Source organism: uncultured Veillonella sp., assembly GCF_938010505.1.
GTDB lineage: Bacteria > Bacillota > Negativicutes > Veillonellales > Veillonellaceae > Veillonella.
Map to the genome: position 1 here is coordinate 1 of NZ_CALLVP010000049.1, position 18,396 is coordinate 18,396.

Annotated in this window: 18 protein-coding genes; 3 read left to right on the top strand and 15 right to left on the bottom strand. The window is 40.6% G+C overall.

Features of this window, described 5'->3' with window-relative positions; genetic code table 11:
- The first annotated feature begins 115 nt into the window (after nt 1–115).
- Nucleotides 116–304 carry a hypothetical protein gene (locus Q0507_RS02615; RefSeq protein ID WP_298711952.1) on the top strand — a complete coding sequence of 63 codons (189 nt, stop codon included), beginning with the start codon at nt 116–118 and terminating at the stop codon, nt 302–304.
- 156 nt (nt 305–460) lie between these two features.
- Here the strand turns inward: Q0507_RS02615 and Q0507_RS02620 are convergent, their stop codons facing one another.
- From Q0507_RS02620 to Q0507_RS02680, 13 genes are all read right to left on the bottom strand, one after another.
- Entirely contained in the window at nt 461–1,546 is a 1,086-nt protein-coding gene (locus tag Q0507_RS02620; protein WP_298711955.1) for a DUF805 domain-containing protein, read from the bottom strand.
- Nucleotides 1,547–1,558: 12 nt separating this feature from the next.
- Entirely contained in the window at nt 1,559–2,356 is a 798-nt protein-coding gene (locus Q0507_RS02625) for a uracil-DNA glycosylase (protein WP_298711958.1), read from the bottom strand.
- A gap of 343 nt (nt 2,357–2,699) precedes the next feature.
- A complete protein-coding gene (locus Q0507_RS02630) occupies nt 2,700–3,473 on the bottom strand; it encodes an ABC transporter ATP-binding protein (RefSeq protein ID WP_298711961.1) in 774 nt (257 codons plus the stop codon).
- A gap of 11 nt (nt 3,474–3,484) precedes the next feature.
- The gene (locus Q0507_RS02635; protein ID WP_298711964.1) at nt 3,485–4,237 is read right to left on the bottom strand and encodes an ABC transporter permease; all 753 of its coding nucleotides are present in this window, start codon (nt 4,235–4,237) and stop codon (nt 3,485–3,487) included.
- Between the two features lie 10 nt (nt 4,238–4,247).
- The gene (locus tag Q0507_RS02640) at nt 4,248–5,201 is read right to left on the bottom strand and encodes an ABC transporter substrate-binding protein (RefSeq protein ID WP_298711967.1); all 954 of its coding nucleotides are present in this window, start codon (nt 5,199–5,201) and stop codon (nt 4,248–4,250) included.
- A 320-nt stretch (nt 5,202–5,521) separates the two neighbouring features.
- A complete protein-coding gene (locus tag Q0507_RS02645; protein ID WP_298711969.1) occupies nt 5,522–7,153 on the bottom strand; it encodes a glycosyltransferase family 39 protein in 1,632 nt (543 codons plus the stop codon).
- Nucleotides 7,154–7,163: 10 nt separating this feature from the next.
- Complete coding sequence (locus tag Q0507_RS02650; RefSeq protein WP_298711972.1) at nt 7,164–7,751, bottom strand: DedA family protein; 588 nt, start codon at nt 7,749–7,751, stop codon at nt 7,164–7,166.
- 166 nt (nt 7,752–7,917) lie between these two features.
- Nucleotides 7,918–8,139 carry a DUF2922 domain-containing protein gene (locus Q0507_RS02655; RefSeq protein ID WP_004694662.1) on the bottom strand — a complete coding sequence of 74 codons (222 nt, stop codon included), beginning with the start codon at nt 8,137–8,139 and terminating at the stop codon, nt 7,918–7,920.
- 223 nt (nt 8,140–8,362) lie between these two features.
- Nucleotides 8,363–8,569, bottom strand: coding sequence for a DUF1659 domain-containing protein (locus Q0507_RS02660; protein WP_004698290.1), 207 nt, complete (start codon nt 8,567–8,569; stop codon nt 8,363–8,365).
- Nucleotides 8,570–8,794: 225 nt separating this feature from the next.
- Nucleotides 8,795–9,541 carry a hypothetical protein gene (locus tag Q0507_RS02665; RefSeq protein WP_298711976.1) on the bottom strand — a complete coding sequence of 249 codons (747 nt, stop codon included), beginning with the start codon at nt 9,539–9,541 and terminating at the stop codon, nt 8,795–8,797.
- A 466-nt stretch (nt 9,542–10,007) separates the two neighbouring features.
- Nucleotides 10,008–10,883 carry a CoB--CoM heterodisulfide reductase iron-sulfur subunit B family protein gene (locus Q0507_RS02670; RefSeq protein WP_004698224.1) on the bottom strand — a complete coding sequence of 292 codons (876 nt, stop codon included), beginning with the start codon at nt 10,881–10,883 and terminating at the stop codon, nt 10,008–10,010.
- Nucleotides 10,883–11,845 (bottom strand): succinate dehydrogenase/fumarate reductase iron-sulfur subunit, encoded by a 963-nt coding sequence (locus tag Q0507_RS02675; protein WP_298711979.1) that lies wholly within the window; start codon nt 11,843–11,845, stop codon nt 10,883–10,885. The genes Q0507_RS02670 and Q0507_RS02675 overlap by 1 nt, the downstream gene beginning before the upstream one ends.
- A 1-nt stretch (nt 11,846) precedes the next feature.
- Nucleotides 11,847–13,565 (bottom strand): FAD-binding protein, encoded by a 1,719-nt coding sequence (locus Q0507_RS02680; protein ID WP_298711981.1) that lies wholly within the window; start codon nt 13,563–13,565, stop codon nt 11,847–11,849.
- Nucleotides 13,566–14,452: 887 nt separating this feature from the next.
- Between Q0507_RS02680 and Q0507_RS02685 the strand changes: the two genes are divergently transcribed.
- Nucleotides 14,453–15,127 (top strand): response regulator transcription factor, encoded by a 675-nt coding sequence (locus Q0507_RS02685; RefSeq protein ID WP_004698139.1) that lies wholly within the window; start codon nt 14,453–14,455, stop codon nt 15,125–15,127.
- Nucleotides 15,105–16,520, top strand: coding sequence for a HAMP domain-containing sensor histidine kinase (locus Q0507_RS02690; RefSeq protein ID WP_298711984.1), 1,416 nt, complete (start codon nt 15,105–15,107; stop codon nt 16,518–16,520). Before Q0507_RS02685 ends, Q0507_RS02690 begins: the two co-directional genes overlap by 23 nt.
- Nucleotides 16,521–16,687: 167 nt before the next feature.
- On the opposite strand, the gene Q0507_RS02695 is transcribed toward Q0507_RS02690, so the two are convergent.
- Together Q0507_RS02695 and Q0507_RS02700 are read right to left on the bottom strand one after the other, a co-directional pair.
- Complete coding sequence (locus Q0507_RS02695) at nt 16,688–18,001, bottom strand: DUF445 domain-containing protein (protein WP_298711987.1); 1,314 nt, start codon at nt 17,999–18,001, stop codon at nt 16,688–16,690.
- A partial coding sequence (locus Q0507_RS02700; RefSeq protein WP_298711990.1) for a DUF445 family protein occupies nt 17,998–18,396 on the bottom strand: 399 nt, incomplete at its 5' end. The genes Q0507_RS02700 and Q0507_RS02695, both read right to left, overlap by 4 nt.

The following is an 18,396-nucleotide window of genomic DNA, read 5'->3' on the forward strand; positions in this document are numbered from 1 at the left end:
GCAGTAACCTGATTATCTGTTGTATTCACAGTTCCTCCTAAAATTTTGTTCATTATTTTATTTAACATAGTTTCTTTTCTCACCTATCACTTGAATTGATCTATGCCACGAGGAAATGCCACACAAAGAAAAAGGCGCTATTATACTAGCGTCTCGTCAAATGGGCGCAAAAATGCGCTATCAAATTTTGCCGTTCCTAGTTTGTGTGCCATTTGCCGCAGCAAATGAGTATAGTGCACTATCAGATACGTCAGCCACAAAAGACTCATGTATTCGTCCCTATCCGATACGCAGTGCAATATAGTCCGATCTGTTTTGATGAAAGCCTCGCTTTCATACGTTGTGCTCATTATAACATAAAAATAATATTAGCAAAAGAGTTCTACTATTGTTTCATTAAAAGTAAAATGAACGCTCTCTACCATTAAAAGGGCAGCTCAAAGCGAACCGCCCCCAATTGCTATTCTTTTTTTATCTTGGGCATTTCATTATAAAAGCCTTCGATACGCCATTCACCATCTTCTTCAAGGAAAGATATATATCGCGTCATGTAACTTGCCTCAACGGCGCCTTCACCAGGCTTAGTGATTTGTAAATCCGCCTCACAAATAATCCGCTTTCTATTATTTACAAAGCTAATCTGTTTCCACCGTAAAGGTCCCACAGTGATTTGCTTCGGTGCAGACTTCATGGATTCCAACCATTTTTGCTTTTCTACGGGATTTGTATTGCCTTGACTCGTAACATAGGTGAAAGCCTTGTCATAGTCCTTTTTATTCACCGCATCAAAATAGCCCTGTACCGCTGCCTGTGCAGCCTCCTCACTACCTTCACCAATAATAAGATTCGTAAGCCATCCACTTAGTTTGGTTTTATTATCTGGAGCCATAGAGCTAGAAGAAACACCATATATACAAATGGCACTCACAAGCAATACAACAAGAATTTGAGTCGTTAAAGCACTGCTCGTAGGCGATACTTTCATAATAGCAGCTAATCGTTTATCAATAACGATATTCCTCAACGCCTCACCATATTGATTATCCTCTTGTTTTCCTTTCAAACACATGAAAACAAATAAAATTAATGGTCCAATAAGGGGGATTAGAAATAGAAATATAAGGGCACTACTTTTATCCGTGTCATGAAGGCGACGAACACATAGCGCAAGTAGGGGAATCAACGATAGAAGCCCAATGGTTATCAGTAAAAACCATGCAAAAAAGATTAAATAAACGCCTAGATTGAGTCCAACCGTAAGTCCATAAAAAACGGCTAGAATTCCAGCCATGACTAATAGCCATACCAACAGAAATCGAAAGAATTCCCCTCGAGAAGCCCGGCCATTTGCATCTATAAATTTACGACCTACTACGTAGAGAAATGTATCCTTATAACTTAGCTGATAATGAGCCAAAGGATAGATAATTTCCCCTTCCGGTGCAATTCGCTCAACCTCAACCAGTGTCGTATACTGACCGCATTTAGGACAGAACATAGCTGCCTCGTCACAATATTGACGGCAAGAGTCACAATAACGTTTCATATCTATTCTCCTCTATCTCAATACGCGCTCTACAGCTTTAGCAAAGCCTTCACGATATAAATTAGCTCCGCCGTTAGCAGGATGTCTAAGTCCGATAGCGGAAAGACCAAATCGACCCATCGTGTCAGCGGATTTTTGTCCTACCGCGAGTATGAGAGGCTCAGGTCCACCTAATTCAGCGTGTAGCTCCAACAACCGGTTCGTATAGTCCCAACCCAATTGTTGTTCTGTCTCTGTTGGTGTTCGGTTAGTAAGCGGTTCACCCGACTTATGAGGGTGAAAGGGAAATATATTCCACAGCAACGCATCGTACGGATCAATACCTTGTTCAATGATTGCGCTCCACACCACCGTGTCTGTAGGCTCGTTAAAACCTTGTTCCTGTTGAGTGCGCTTCAACATTGAACTCGTAGGTGAACTGGTCCGCTGTAACGTAATAGGCGTTATCTGATGAGCTCGAATCGCTTTATGTTTATCCAGTAACATACGCTCACAAGTAATAGCAATGCCCGAAAAGCGCCCGCCTTGATACCCAACCGCTTCAGCTACCACAAAGATGTTAGAGCGACCCAGCCGAGGCAACAAATAGGCTATCAAATTATTGCGACGTACCTGAGCCGCATCAAAATCAGGTTGAATAATTTCTAGTTCAGAATTTACCTCGCCCCACGGATTGTGGGTAAGCTCACCCCTGTATTGACCGAGCCAATCTACAAACTGCTGTACTTTTTCCACTCGCTTCACATCAAACGACGCAAGATATACATCAAAATCCATCGTTTTTGCTTCATCTAATTCAAATAAGGACATAGTCCCTCCAAAGTTTATATCCTACAAAACCATACATTAAGCACTTCTTTATATGCTGTATTTCTTTATATATTGTATTTCTTTATATGCTGTATTTATACACTATAACTTATATAACTATATATACTATCAATATATCTATAATACCTAATGATTACACATATTGTATAAGAATAATATTGTATTCATATTACCATGTATTTCTGAAGATTTAATGCAGAATATAAATGAATTTGATGCCAAATATTGATGGATCTAATGTAGAGTCTCGATATATTTGATACAGAGTATCCATGCAAAGCAGACAAAAAGTAGATAGGAAGAAATTGTATATAAAAATCGCTTAAATATAAAACTCGATTTTGTCTTCTTTGGCGAGTTGGAATTGTTCAAATATGTGGTTTCGAATATTGACGAAGGACGCCGAAGTCCGGTCCGTCCTATCAATGAGATTGACAGGGATGATTGTTTGCACCCGTCCCGGATTAGCGGCTAGGACCACAACGCGGTCCGCAAGGACTACAGCCTCTTCGATATCATGCGTAACAAATACGACCGTTTTACCCTCTTCACGGCAGATGCGGGAGATTTCGTCCTGCAAATTGATGCGTGTCAACGCATCGAGGGCCCCTAGCGGCTCGTCCATGAAGATAATATCCGGATCCACCGCTAGCGCCCGCGCAATGGAAACACGTTGCTGCATCCCGCCGGACAACTCCGCCGGATAACGATTGCGCGCATGATCAAGCCCCACCATTTTCACGTATTTATCAATGATAGCAGGTCGCTCTTCCTTCGGTACATTCTTGCTTTCAAGGCCCAGTTCAATATTGCTTTCCACCGTTCGCCACGGTAACAGTCCGTAATTCTGAAAAACCGTTACATACCGCAGTTGGGGTGCTTTCACCTCTGTGCCATCAATGGTAATAGAACCCGAGGTAACGAGCTCAAAGCCTGCCATAGCATTTAAAAGCGTACTTTTACCGGACCCGGATGGACCTAAGAGACAAATAAATTCACCTCGTTCAATGTCCAGATTAATATTCTCAAGGATGGTGAGCGGTTCTCCATCTTTCATAAATTCCTTATATGCATCGCGCACCGAAATGTAACCCATACGTCCACCTCCTATTTCTCAATGCCCCAACGTCTATAAATCCATTTTTCGATGAGGGACACGCCCCAATCCAGCAAAAGTCCCACAAAGCCAATCGTCAGAATCGCCACCATCAAAAGGTCGTTGCGCAAATTGTTCCGCATATCGATGATGAGGAATCCAAGACCCGTCTGGGAGCCTACCATTTCCCCCGTCACCAGGAATATCCACGCCGTACCGAGTGCGATGTGAAGTCCCGATGCAATACCCGGAAACACCGCGGGCAATACGATTTTAAATAACAATTCCGGCTGCTTGATACCAAAATTTCGAGCCACCTTGATATATACGGGATCGATATTCTGAATCGCCGACACCGTGGACAATAAAACCGGGAAAAACGCCGCAATAAAGATGATAACGATGGCAGGCGCTTGACCGATACCGAAGAACAGAACGATAAACGGCAACCATGCCACCGGTGAAATAGGACGAAGCACCTGAACGATAGGATTAATATAGTTCCAAATGCCCCTATACCAACCTAAAATAAGGCCTAAGAACACACCGGCTACGACAGAAATGATATAGCCGATGAAAAAGCGCACCAAACTGTCCGCAATATCCTTGAACAATACGCCGTCCCTGATAAGTTCTCCAAACCCGAGCAGCACCTTGTACGGCGTCGGTAGTAGGGCTTCGTTAAATCCACCGAGGCGGACAACCAGCTCCCAAATCAGCCAGACCGCGATGAACGCCCCCGGCACATATGTGTATTTTTTCATGGTCTACCCCCTATGGCAACAGCGATGTATCTACAAACTCCGAATAACTCGGCACCTTTTTAATCAAATCGACATGAGTCATGTGATGCACGAGCGCATTATAACGATCCTCGGTGAGGGCCAAATCTCCAAACCCAATCACCTGCAAGGAACGCTCGATAACAGGATCCTTAAACTTCATATATTTCAAGGCAATTTCCTTTTGCGCCTCCGGATGCTCATCTAAATATTTACCTGCATCGAGATAGGCTTTTGTGAAAGCCTTCGCCAAATCGTGATGTTCATCCACGAATTGTCCGTTGAATACGAGGGCACAGCAGATATTGTCATGCCATAAGTGATCAGGGTCTTCAAAGACCTTTCCCGTCCCCATTTCTATGGCAAGAGAACCGAAAGGCTCAGCCACGCTATACCCAGCGATTTGACCGACCGATAATGCGGACGGCATTTCAGGAGGACTCATCTCCACTATCTGCACATCCTTCTCACTAAGCCCCGCCCGTTCAAGCATGAAGTCTACGAGAATCTTTTGTGTAGATTGCTTATGAGGGATGGCAAAGGATTTGCCTTTCAGATCCTGTACAGAGTTAATATCGTTATTTACAACGATAATGTTGCCTTCCGTATGACCTAATGCCGCTGCGCGCACATCAATACCCTGTTCGCGAGCCTTTACTCCCAGTTCAACGAGAACGGCTGCAGCATCTACTTTACCGGTGTTGAGCGCATCCATGAGTTCCGGCCAGGAACCGTATTTAACAAGCTCTACATGAACGGGACCATCTGCCGTCTCCAATTCCTTCGTAGCAAATACGAGCAGCGCATGAGTAATCGGTAAATACGCAACGCGCACAGTTTTTAATTCTCGGTCGGTCTTCGGTTTACTGTATTCATAATAACCATACGCCAACCCACTTACTATCAACAGCACGATAGCCATGATTAGATACCAAGTTTTCTTCATAATGTCCCCTCTTTCTACCTCACAACAAGGGGCGTTTATGACTCATGTCACTTTTCGCATTTTTCTAAACCTTAGATGAAATCAGGCTTTAGAACACCTCGTCTTTTAAACTTAATATAACCTACTATATCAATATGTATTAATTATGTCAATAAATCATATTAATATTGTAGGTGTTATTATTTATGTACGAAAAATATCAATATGCACAGAATCATATTCTCTTTAAACAAGCATTTAATTAAGAATGACAAACATAACAAAAAACAGGTAGCATCCGTTGGATGCTACCTGTTTTAATATTTATTAACTTTTCACAATTATTTGAATAAAGTCTTTTTATTTAATATGTAAACTTCAGATGTACCGGCTTCACTAAACTCAGATACATGTGGATAAATAGAGGATTGACGGAAGTGCTTAATTTCACCTTTTGGAACAATTAACATAATCGGCTTACCAGATTCAATAGTCTTGTTAAATTCTGCTTCACTTACTTGTTCCATGAGGTATTTCTTCTGCCATTCAGCACTACGTTTTTTTAATTTATCTCGATCATCCCAGCGACTTTCATCACCATTAATTTTAATAACCTTATGACCTGTATAGTACACAACCGCCGTACTATATCCATTATAGTAATAAACATCTCCTTCATAGGAGTCTACCACCGGAACAACGTCAATATTACTACGTTGCTTAACGAATGGCTCTAAGCCTTCTATAACAACTATAGAAGATATAACCATCGTACCAAGAACAATGATTGTTACTAGACGATATCCTCTTCTCGTATACCACGCATAAAGCATAAGCAATGCTGCAGTGGCAACCACTACATAGAGCAAGAAATAGAAGCCCCATGGTGCGAAGAAAGATCCTGCTACATAAGCAATCCACAGAAGCAACGTCGGCCCCATTATAATCCATTTTAAGGCTCTAGATTTACCTTTACGAATAAGCTTCATAACGCCCAAAGCACCGATAGCGCTAAATGGGACCAGGCTAACAAAAGTATATAGTGGATATTTGGTAGCCATTAACGTGTAGAATAAAATAATCCCTACACCCCAAGTCATATTATAGATAAAACCTGTGTGGCGTTGTTTGAAACCATCGATTATACCGTAAATAACGGCACCGGTCCACGGCATAGATGCTCCAAGGAAGATAGCGAGATAATACCACCACACATTATCTTCTGGATGCTCCGATTGAGTAGCACGAGTCACATTATGAAGCCCTAAGAAGCCATTGATAAAGTCTTGACCATGAACGCTGTACATGTACATATACCATGGCAAACAGACTACACAAAAGGCTAAAGTTCCACGCCAATCGAAGATGGCTTTCACCATAGACCAAGAACGATTAATACCTGCAAAAACAAGCAGAATCATACCTGGCAACACAATCGCTACAGGACCTTTAGTGAGTACGCCTAACGCAGCGAATACATAGGCCACAATCATGGCATACGGTTTCTGTTCCACCAGCCCCTTGTAGGAGTAAATCATGACCATCAATGTCGTATAAAGGAGCACCATGTCCGTAATAACGCCATGAGCTACGGTCCAGAACATAAGAGATGTACCTAGAACGGATGCCCCAATGAGACCAAGTGCCCACTTACCGCTCATAGTACGCGTAGATTGATACATGGTCGCCACAGACAAAGCGCCGAAAATAGCACTCGGTAAGCGCACTACCCAATCAGCAATTCCAAAGATTTTAAAGCTAAAAGCAATGAGCCAATAAATCATGATTGGTTTATCATACCAATAAATACCATAAATTTGAGGAGACAGCCAATCACCAGAAAGGACCATTTCCTTTGCCGTTAATGCATAATTAGATTCAACGGGATCTGTAACAGGCAACATATTATTGCCAAACATATAGAACACTAACCACACAATAAAGACGACGGGAGTCAAGCGAGAGAGTTTCATAAGTCCCTCCTTATCGACGCTTGCGATAGTATTTGAAGCCCAGTACAGCAGCTATAATGACAAATACAACGATCATAACAATCAAGAACTCATGATTGTACTCGATAAGATCTTGCCAATTTTCACCAAGCACCTTCCCTAAGTAAACGAGCAAAATCGTCCAAGGAATCGTACCGAGTACAGTCCAGATGATAAAGTGCCACATTGGATAGCGCGCCATGCCTGCTGGAAAGGAGATAAAGGTACGAACTCCTGGTAAAAGTCGGCCAAAGAATACAGCTGCACCCCCATATTTATTAAACATTTTTTCAGCAAGTTCAAATTTATGTTCATTAAAGAATATGTATTTACCATATTTCAATAATAAAGGACGGCCACCGTACTCACCCATCCAGTAGGATAATACGGAGCCAACGATACCTGCCAAGGTACCTACGACCATCGTCGTATGCATATCAAACACGCCTTGAGCGATCAAATACCCCGCAAAGCCAAGTACGATTTCACTTGGAATAGGCACGTTAGCATTTTCCAGAACCATTGCAATAAACATGGCTGTATAGCCATAAGTCTCCATAAACGAAATGATATATTCCACTGTTTTACCTCATTAAATAATCCCCATCCGGGTTCTATAATGTACTAATTCCAGTACATCGTTTTCGTGAAAATTTCACCCAACCATTTGGTACACCATATATTTTACCATAATAAAAGAGCCCTCACTACCGGCGAGAGCCCTTTTAACAATTTGCAGTATGCGATTATTGCAATTCTGTAGTTTGTGTCTTTACTTCGCGAGCCGTAGTAAATGCTGCTAATTCTGCATCACCAGCACCAAGAATGACTTTATTAGCCACTAACGCATTAGCCGCTGTTTTAGCATCTTGTAAAGTAATTCCAGCACGAGGAGCACTAATTGTGACTGATGTGCTTTTACCACCGACCGTAGAAAATGTAAGATATACAACGCGTTTTTCCGCCATGTGGGCGCCTCCTTTCACGTTTCATAAACAAGTTCATCAAATCTAAATAGACTATATAAACAAGTTAAATTACAAATATGCCTATCTTCGATTCATATCAATAAGGATGGGAATGTGTGGACTTGCTATTTCTACACCTTTTTACGACTATATAAGAATGTACGAAACCAGCAATTAAAAATGTGTTTGGATCACCTAAAACAAAATGGTAGAAAACCTACACTTAATGTCCTAAGGATACTTCATTGACGCGGACCACGTCGGACAAGCTGTGGTCATACAAGGCTGCCAGCGCATTACCAACGGTTTTCACATGATCGTCAGACGCTTCTTCCGCAACACGAGTATAGGTTACGTCTTTGTACTTCGGCGCATCTTCGGTACCGATGTTAAAACGCAACACCAATTTAGTACGTTTAATGTTAGCCATCGTATCACCTCCTTTCACCCTCTTATATTCCTGAGGCCCTCATTCGACAACCCTCTTGCCGTTATTTAAGGTACTTATGGTGAAAGTAGCTGAACTCTGACTGTAATACTATGAATTGAAATAGAAAAAGACCTCTACCTAATGTTATCTAGAAGTTTATCAATCTAGATAACACCGGTAAAGGTCTATAAAGTACTCTTACTACGAGTACTATCCATATACATATTATTCGGTTTTCAAAGCCAACATAAAGTCATATGCTTTAACAGCGGCTTCAGTGTCCACAAAATGTAGAGGATTTAACATACGACAGAATTTAAAAAGATATTCATGTTTACCCAGAATGTCTTTTATATGTAGAACGGTCTCACGGGCTGTACAAGCTGAGCTATAGCCATTCATCATAGCATATAGATAACATATAGGTAAATTATCCTCTCGGAAAAAACTGTGAACAAAGATGAGTAAATCCCAGCCTTGCGGTGTTAACTCAGGCCAACGACGGCTATTCTCCCAATCTAGCAGAGTAATCTTATCTTCTTCTGGCTCATAGGTAATGTCGCGCATAGCAGGACGGCCATGGCTCAACCCATAATCATGTAGCTGACCTAAAGTTTTACCAAATATATAGAAGATATGATTTAACATATCTGGCAAACTATCGTCATCAGGATGTTGCACTGGTAGTTGGCTATAATACGTCAATGTTTTACCACAAGCTTCTGTAACAAAATAATGTTCTCTAAAGCCTACAATAACAGGTGCTACAGGTAATTGTGTGTTTATGAAAGAGATTTTATAAAACTCATAATCAAAAGAAGCTCTAGGCGCAGGCTTAATCCAACTAGAGCGATGGTTACTTATATCCTGTTTTACAAAGTACTGTTTGTTGTTAAAATCCACAGAAAAAACACGATGTTCTGTCTCTTGATCAATCATTCGATCGATATATTCTAATAGCATATCATTCATTATTTTCCCCCCGTATATACACTCTATAATGCTAATCGCCCTCTCAAAGCATAATAACTAGTATTTCCAATATAATATCTCCCAAATTTATATTGTATAGTATAGTCTAGTATATATAGCATTATAATAATTTATGAATTACAACATATTAGCTATTACTGATATAAGTGTATACAATTTGTGTACTTATTATACTACAATTATCAATCGATATCAAAACCAAATTTATTTATAAAGTTAGTATTTTACTGTATTTATTTTACATTTATCGGTTTATATATATTTCACGATTAATATTTCAGTACACTTAAATCCAAATCTATTACCATTAACATTACTGGAGCTCTATTTATAAAAAAGAAAAATCCCCTAGCCTAAGCTAGGGGATTCTTCTGGTAATTATGATAATAGGTTTAGATTCAGACTACTATATAGACCAACTCTAATCATGTCTAAATCAAACGAATTAACCTACAAATTTTGTCACTGCCGCAGTATCAGTTAAGTGACGTTTAGGCATACCCATTTCAGCAGGAGAAATGCCAAGAGCAAGACCTACTAATTGGGACATGTGCAAGATTGGCATATCTTTGCCACCGCCCACAACTTCTTTAGCTTCTTTTTGGAACATATCAAGTTGCATTTGGCAAAGTGGGCAAGGAGTAACTACGCAATCTGCACCTTCTGTTGCCGCATCTTTATTGATAGAGCCAGTCATTTGCATTACGGAATCATGCGCAGGGTATACAGCATGGAAACCGCAGCAATCAAGTTTACGGGAGAAGTCGATTGGTGTAGCACCGATAGCAGAGATCAAATCTGCTAAGGATGTAGGCATTTGATAATCTTCGAAGCCCAATTCAGTTTGAGGGCGAAGAATATGGCAGCCATAGTATTCAGCTACACGTAAACCAGTTAAAGGTTTAACAACTTTAGCTTTCAATTTGTCCAAACCGTAGTCGCGGATCAATACCCATAAGAAATGAGTAATATCAGTTGTACCGCGGTATTGTTTACCGATTTGAGCTAATTTTTTGTTAACTTCGTTCTTTTCCTTTTCGTTTGCATCAAGTTCATTTTTAGCTTCACGAAGCATCAAAGTACAAGTATTACATACAGTTAAAAGGTTTAAACCCTTTTCTTCTGCTAATGCAATGTTACGTGCGTTTGTAGCGAGTGTAACTTCTGGAGCGATATCTTGAACGTGGGAAGCGCCACAGCAAGTCCAGCCGTCAAGTTCTTCCAACTCAATACCTAATTTTTTAGCTACAGCAACTGTTGCTAAGTAATCTTCTTTGGCAGCGCTTTCAAGAACGCAACCTGGGAAAAATGCGTATTTCATTATTTGCTTACCTCCTCAGCTGCTTTCATAAGTCTGCGAACACCATCAATACCGTTTACAGGTTTTTGAGGTACTACAAGTTCAAATGGGTTGATTTTGCTGTGTTTCCACAAACGCAATGCATAGAATGCTTGTTTAGCGGAATCTACAACACCATCAGATTTCAAGCTCATAGAAACTTCTTTCAAGCGACCAGTTTTGTAAAGGTCCTCTTTGAAAGCAACTGCATGGCGAACGCCTTTGCTGTTAGTAAGACCAGCTTTTGTAGCTTCTTTACGCAAGTTGGAAATGTCTTGAGCAGGTTTTAAGTGTTTAGGGCAACGGGAGATACAGTTCATGCAGTGAACGCATTTCCAAAGGCCATTGTCGAATGCAGGTTGAATGTGAGCCATAGGTGCATCATCACGGCTATCCAATACGAAACGGTTAGCTTTTGTAAATACATATGGCTCTAAGAAGTCATCTTGACGTGCAGTCAATTTGTTACATTCAGACGCACAGCAACCGCAAAGGATACATTCTGTACCAGCAACGAATTTTTTGAAGTCAGCTGGAGTTTGGCGAACGATTTTGTCCCCTTCATTGAATTCAGCTTTAAGGAAAATCCAAGGAGCAACTGTTTTCAAGCGATCAACTTTGGATTCCCAATCAACAACTAAGTCACGGATAACACGGAAGTTGCCGATTGGAGCGATTGTCAATTCGTCTGTGCCATAACGTTCTGTTAATTCGTCGATTTTAGCTTCGCAACCAAGCATTGCTTCGCCATTTACGCGAACGGAGCAAGCGCCGCAAACTGCGGAACGACAAGCTGCCAAGAATGTTAATGTCGGATCTTGAGTGTCTTTAATTTTTTGAAGGCCCCAAAGAATTGTACGGTCAGCTTCGTAATCGAATTTGAAAGTCTGTACAAACGCGCGACCTTGTTGGTAACGGTGAATATGGTAGGTGATTTGTCTCATCTTAGTACTTCCTTTCTTGTGGTTCGTATTTAGTGAACACTACGTCGCGTTCTGTTAATTCGTATTGACCGTCAGCACCTAATTTGATCAAGGAATGTTTTAAGTATCTTTCATCATTACGTTTAGGATGGTCTTCACGAATATGAGCACCACGAGATTCACGGCGGTGTAAAGCGCCCATAGCAATAGCTTTTGCTACTGTTAACATGGAGCCAATTTCACAATAGTTTACGAATGCCATGTTGTAAGTACGTTCAGGGTCACCTACATAGCAAGTTTTATAATCTTCAATCAATTGTTCGATTTCTTTTAAGGCTTCAGTAATACCTTCTTCATTACGGAAGATACCTACTTTATTCCACATTGCATCAGCCAATGCATCGCGGATTTCTACAACCGGACGACCGCCTTCACGAGTTGTTACTTCAGTGAATTTAGCTTCCCAAGCTTTAGCAGCTGCAGCTAATTCTGCATCTACATTAGGTTGTTCATGTGTTTCAGCATAGTCAGCTGCGCCAGCACCGGATACTTTACCGAATACTACGCCATCTGCCAAGGAGTTACCACCCAAACGGTTAGCACCGTGGATGGAGATACAGGATGCTTCGCCGGAAGCGAACAAACCAGGCAATTCACATGCACAAGTTTTGTAATCCACTACGTCGATACCGCCCATTGTATAGTGACATGTTGGACGAATAGGTACCGGTTGAGTCAATGGATCGCAATGTTCGAAAGTCATAGCCAAGTCACGAATACCATGAAGTTTTTCGATGATAACTTCAGGACCTAAGTGACGAAGGTCAGCTACTACGTATGCGTTAAGACCGGAACCGAAACCACGACCTGCAGCGATTTCATCTTCGATTGCTTTCGCTACAACGTCACGGGATGCCAATTCCATTTTGTTAGGCGCATATTTTTTCATGAAACGTTCGCCTTCAGAATTAAGAAGATAACCACCTTCACCACGAACCGCTTCAGACATCAAGATACCGGTACGCCCAAGACCAGTCGGATGGAATTGGATCATTTCCATATCCTTCAATCCGTTACCGGCACGGAGTGCTGCTGCCATACCATCGCCAGTGGAAAGGAATGGGTTTGTAGTACGAGTCCAGAAAATACGGCCTGCACCACCAGTAGACAAAATAATTGCTTTTGCTTTAATTTGTTCTACTTTACCTTCTTTCATGTTCCACACAACAGCGCCACCAACGTGACCTTCTGCAGATTTAACAAGATCTAAAAGGTACCATTCTTGTAAGAAGTGTACGCCTTCTTTCAAGCATTGTTCGTAAGTTGTGTGCAAAATAATATGACCAGTTTTATCCGCAGAGTAGCAAGTACGTGGATAGGATTGACCACCGAAGTTACGTTGCGCAATTTTATTTTGTTCTGTACGAGAGAATGGAGCACCCATGTGGTCCATTTCAAGTACGCCTTCTGGGCAACGAGAGCAGAAGAATTCGATTGCATCTTGGTCGCCAAGATAGTCAGAGCCTTTTACTGTATCGAAAGTATGCGTTTCAATAGTATCTTCAGCTGCTACGTTGTTCAAACATGCATTAACACCGCCTTGCGCCATTGCTGTTGCTGAACGGGTTGGGAAAATTTTAGTAATAAGAGCTACTTTTAAGCCTTTGCGACGACCAACTTCAAGAGCCGCGCGTTGACCAGCGCCACCGCTACCTACTACTAGAACATCAAACTGTTCCATAATGACCTCCTCATAACTACCTATTAATAAGAAAACTTGTTAGACTATCTCATTTCAAAAACTTATAAAAATTTTTGATAACCTAATCATTTTTCTTTCAAGAAAAACCCCATACTTATAGCGATTTTTCTTATTCCTTTACCTATAATTATAGAGAGCATTTCAGGTCATGTCTAAACCCTATTATGCATAATTAATTTTGATTAATCTAATTGATAATTTATTTCACTTAGTATTTTTAAGGTAAAAAGAGGAGTCAAAAAAATACCTATATGAATAATTTTTACAAGAAGTTAAGAATTTTACGAAAGTAATTCGGTTCCGAAATTTTTCTACTTTTTTATTTTTTTTGGTATCTATATAATCCGCATAAACACTAGCTTTTTAATCATTGCTAACAGTTTATAATAATTAATATCCATTAAATTCCTACCAAATTCACCTCGAATTTAATTATCGAAAATTATCGTTTTTCTCCGCTCATAACAAGTATTTATCCCTGTGATAATAATTATCATAAGTTTTTTTAGTGATTTATCGCACATCATCTAAAATCGATAAAATCATCCTCATCTATGCGCATACGGCAATCTTCGATATAGTTAGATTTTATTCATTAGCAGAATTCATTAAGTTTCTGTCTTTCACCATTTTTAAGGCTTTTAAAGATGAAGAAAAGTCTTGTAAACTCGCATGTACATTCATCTTTTGCTCATTACTATTGTATAAGGTATGATAATAGATAAATAAGTTATATAATATTATATATATAGTCACCTTATATGGTGTTGTAGCTTTCAAAAAAAGGAAGTTTATATATATATAATGACTATAATTAATGTAGTTGGAGAGCTATATTTTTAAATCATACATAAGGAGAACAGAGAATGAAAATCTTACTTGTAGAAGACGAAGAAATGCTGAATGGTATCACGGCTAAATATTTACGTGCAGAGAATATGACAGTTGATACATGCTTCAACGGGCAACAAGCGATCGATTACGTTAACACATCCAGCTATGACGTTATCGTAATGGATATTATGATGCCAATCCTCGATGGTATCAGTGCTCTTGCACAAATGCGTAACGACGGTAATACAACGCCGGTATTGCTTTTAACAGCAAAGGATTCCTTACAAGATAAAGTTACAGGCCTTAACACTGGCGCGGATGATTACCTTGTAAAACCTTTCGATCTTGAAGAGTTAACTGCTCGTATTTATGCATTGGCTCGTCGTAATGCGCGTCATGCACAAAACGATATCCATGTAGGTCCACTTACCATCAATGTTCCTCAACGTACAGTTAAACGCGACGGCGAAACAATTACATTGACTGCAAAAGAATTTGACCTATTATTCTATTTAGCAAGTAACGAAAATATCGTATTATCTCGTCAACAAATCCTTGACCATGTTTGGGAATACGATTATGAAAGCTACTCTAACCTTATCGACGTATACATTAAAGATTTGCGTAAGAAAATTGATACTGATGAAAATGTAAAACTCATTCAAACGGTTCGTGGAGTAGGGTATGTCCTCAAAACAGAAAACTAATGATCCTCACCGAGATCTAAATACCATGTCTGGGGCAGCCACCGATTTATTTAATCGGCTGCCCCTAACCTTTAAAATTATGTCGTGGTATACCATCTTTTTGCTTATCATTTTGATGGTTGCATCCGCATGGATTTACGCATATACACATGAATCCGATAACAAAGAAGTGCGCGAGCGCTTACAGCAGCAAGCGATGATTATGGCTACGGATATCCGCAAGTTTAAACCGTACCAAGATAATACATTCTTCTTTGTATCAACTCAAGACGGCTATATTATTAAAGGGGCCTTGCCAGATGGGTTTCCAAACCAAACAATTCTTTCCTTAGGCCAAGTTGGTGAAATTGCTGCAGGCGATGATACCTTCTACTACTACGATACACCGGTCAATGAACCAAACTACCGTGGTATTTTGCGTGCTGTTACAAAAGTAAAAACAGCCTCTAAAAAGACGGAAAACCTTTTATACAGCCTATTATTAGGAAATATCATTTTCTTACTAATTTCCTCTCTAGGTGGTTATCTTTTCATCAAAAAAGGACTTAAGCCCGTCCGAACTTTGACGAAAACAGCTAAAGTCATCGGTAAAAATAACGACTTGAGCCGTCGTATCGACATTCCTGCTCGCACGGCAAGAGATGAAATCTACGAACTGACCACAACGTTTAACCGTATGATTTCAGGTCTTGAGGATTCTTCCAATCGTGAAAGACAGTTTAGTTCTGACGTATCTCATGAATTGAGAACACCAATTGCTGTTATTAAAGCAGAAAGTGAATTTGCTTTAAAATACGGTCGTACGGAAGCAGATTTACGGGAAGGTTTAACACATATCTTAGAGCAAGCTAAGTTTATGACTAATCTTGTAAGCCAACTGCTTGATGTAGCCCGCCTTGAAAATGCACAAGGTCTAAGCTTTGCACCTGTCAATATATCATTGATGTTATCCAATATGGTGCACGACTATACACGACTTTGTACTGAAAATATAGATAAACAAATTACAATTACATCTCACATTGAGCCTAATTTGCATATGACCGCTCACGAAGTATCATTGCGTCGGGCTATCACAAACTTAGTGGATAACGCCATTAAGTTTACGAACTCCACTATTGATATTTCGGCTAAGCTCGAAGGCAGAGACTTAGTCATTACCGTAACAGATAATGGTATTGGCATCGAGCCTGAAGCCCTTGAGCATATTTGGGATCGCATGTATCAGACGGAACAATCGCGAAACAAAAAATCTAATCACGGTATAGGTTTAGGCCTATACTTTGTAAATAAAGTTATTAACTTGCACCATGGCACAGTAACGGCCACTAGTGAACCACAAGTAAAGACTACATTTACAGTGCGATTGCCGTACAACACAACTGAAGAATAACTCAAAAGGGACTGCCCATTGGGCGGTCCCTTTTCTATATCGTTTTTAATCTTAAAAGCCTATAATGTAGAATTAATTAAACCATAAAAAACTAGCATATAGAAGCTCCTTCTATATGCTAGTTTTATGTATTTAGTTTTAAAGCACCTTATTATAGATAATTAACTTTAGCCTACAAATTGTTGCCATAACGGCATATATACATATTCGAGGAAGGTCCACACGAGTAGTCCCGCTACAGCGCCGACGACGGCACCATTAATACGAATCCAGCTGAGATCGTCCTCCACCTTAGATTCGATAAAGTAAATAAACTTATCTGTACTAAGGCCGCCTAACACTTGACGTATGATAGTTTCAATGAGGTCATACCCTTGTTCAAGGACGTAATCCCCAATATCGTGTAAGGTTTTTTCAATACGATTTCTAAGATCTTCTGATTGACCATATACAGCCCACAATTCTAAGGCAATATTAACTAGAACTTGAGCCGGTGTTTCCCCATTCTCATCCCCAACGAGTAGTAATTCCTCTATATAAGGACATAAATGGTTTTCGATAACGGACTCCCAATCTTGTTCACGAATCCAGCGTTCCCACGCTTCATCAAGAGCATCACAGACCTCACGGTTCTCTTCAATATTGCGAATTGGTTCTACCCATTGGCGCAGCCAAGCAGTTCGTTCAGGGCTATTGGGTCGCTTCCAGCATTCCAACATAGCATAGGCCTCTTTGACAATAGCCGCTGCCATTTCCTGGTAGTTTACCACATCGGTAGCCTCAGACATGGAGATAAAGAAATCGGACCAAAAGCCTTTTCTCTTTTTCTTATGTGCCTCTTCCGCTACGACCGCGGTAAGCCAAGTAACCATAGCAGGATGATTGATCCGCTCTTGAATCACGTTCAACACCTGAACAACCATGCTTTCATAGCGATTATGCTCACATAAATCGAGCAATACGTGTTTCAAAGCTGGTACGAGAGAATGTTTTTGAAGCAACCCGCGAATGCGTTTTGCCCCCCATTGTGCCCACTCTTCGTTAGTTTGAGACTTCCACAAAAGGTGTAATCCTTGATGAATCACAAGCCGCGCAGCTCGCTGACCTTCAGGAGAAAGCAAAAACTTTTCAAACAATGGCACAAATTGCACATTTTTCAATAATACCTTACAACACTCCTTGGTGAGCATCTTCGTTTCTACGAGCTTAATAACACCATTAATAAGACGATCTTTATTTCGAGGAATTAGCGCCGTATGGTATGAGAAGCCTAGGGGCTTACGGAATAATGCCGTTACGGCAAACCAGTCGGCCACACTGCCGATGAGGGCAGACTGAACCGCCCAGTACAATGGCTGATACCAGCTTTCATGGCCAAAGAAAAATTGCCCTACGAAAGCAAAGCAGTACAATACGGCTGTCAAACCAAGAATGCCATTAGCACGCTGTTTCAAGGTAAGGGATTTCAAATAGCTAATCATTTGAGCACCCCCTCTACGAAGATGGTCAAGCCGTGGAAAATGCCACCGAGGACAGCCCCTACGAGGGAACCATTAATACGCACCATTTGAAGGTCGTAGTACATTTTACCGCGCACGATTTGTGTGATCTCATCTGGTGAATAGCGAGATAATTCCTGACCCACTACGCTGTCGATGAGCGGATTCAATTTCTGCAACCACGGAATACTGCGAAGCAAGAAAAACCGTTCAAACGGCGCCTGCTTATCTGGATTCAACAAAATTTCGGTGCCGAGCACATTAAAGCGATCGATAACGATGTCCATGAGGCGTTTCCAGTCCAATGTATCCCCATCGATAAGTTTGCCTTCCCATTCTTCAAGAACCATTCTAATCCACTGATTTTTATGTTCTTC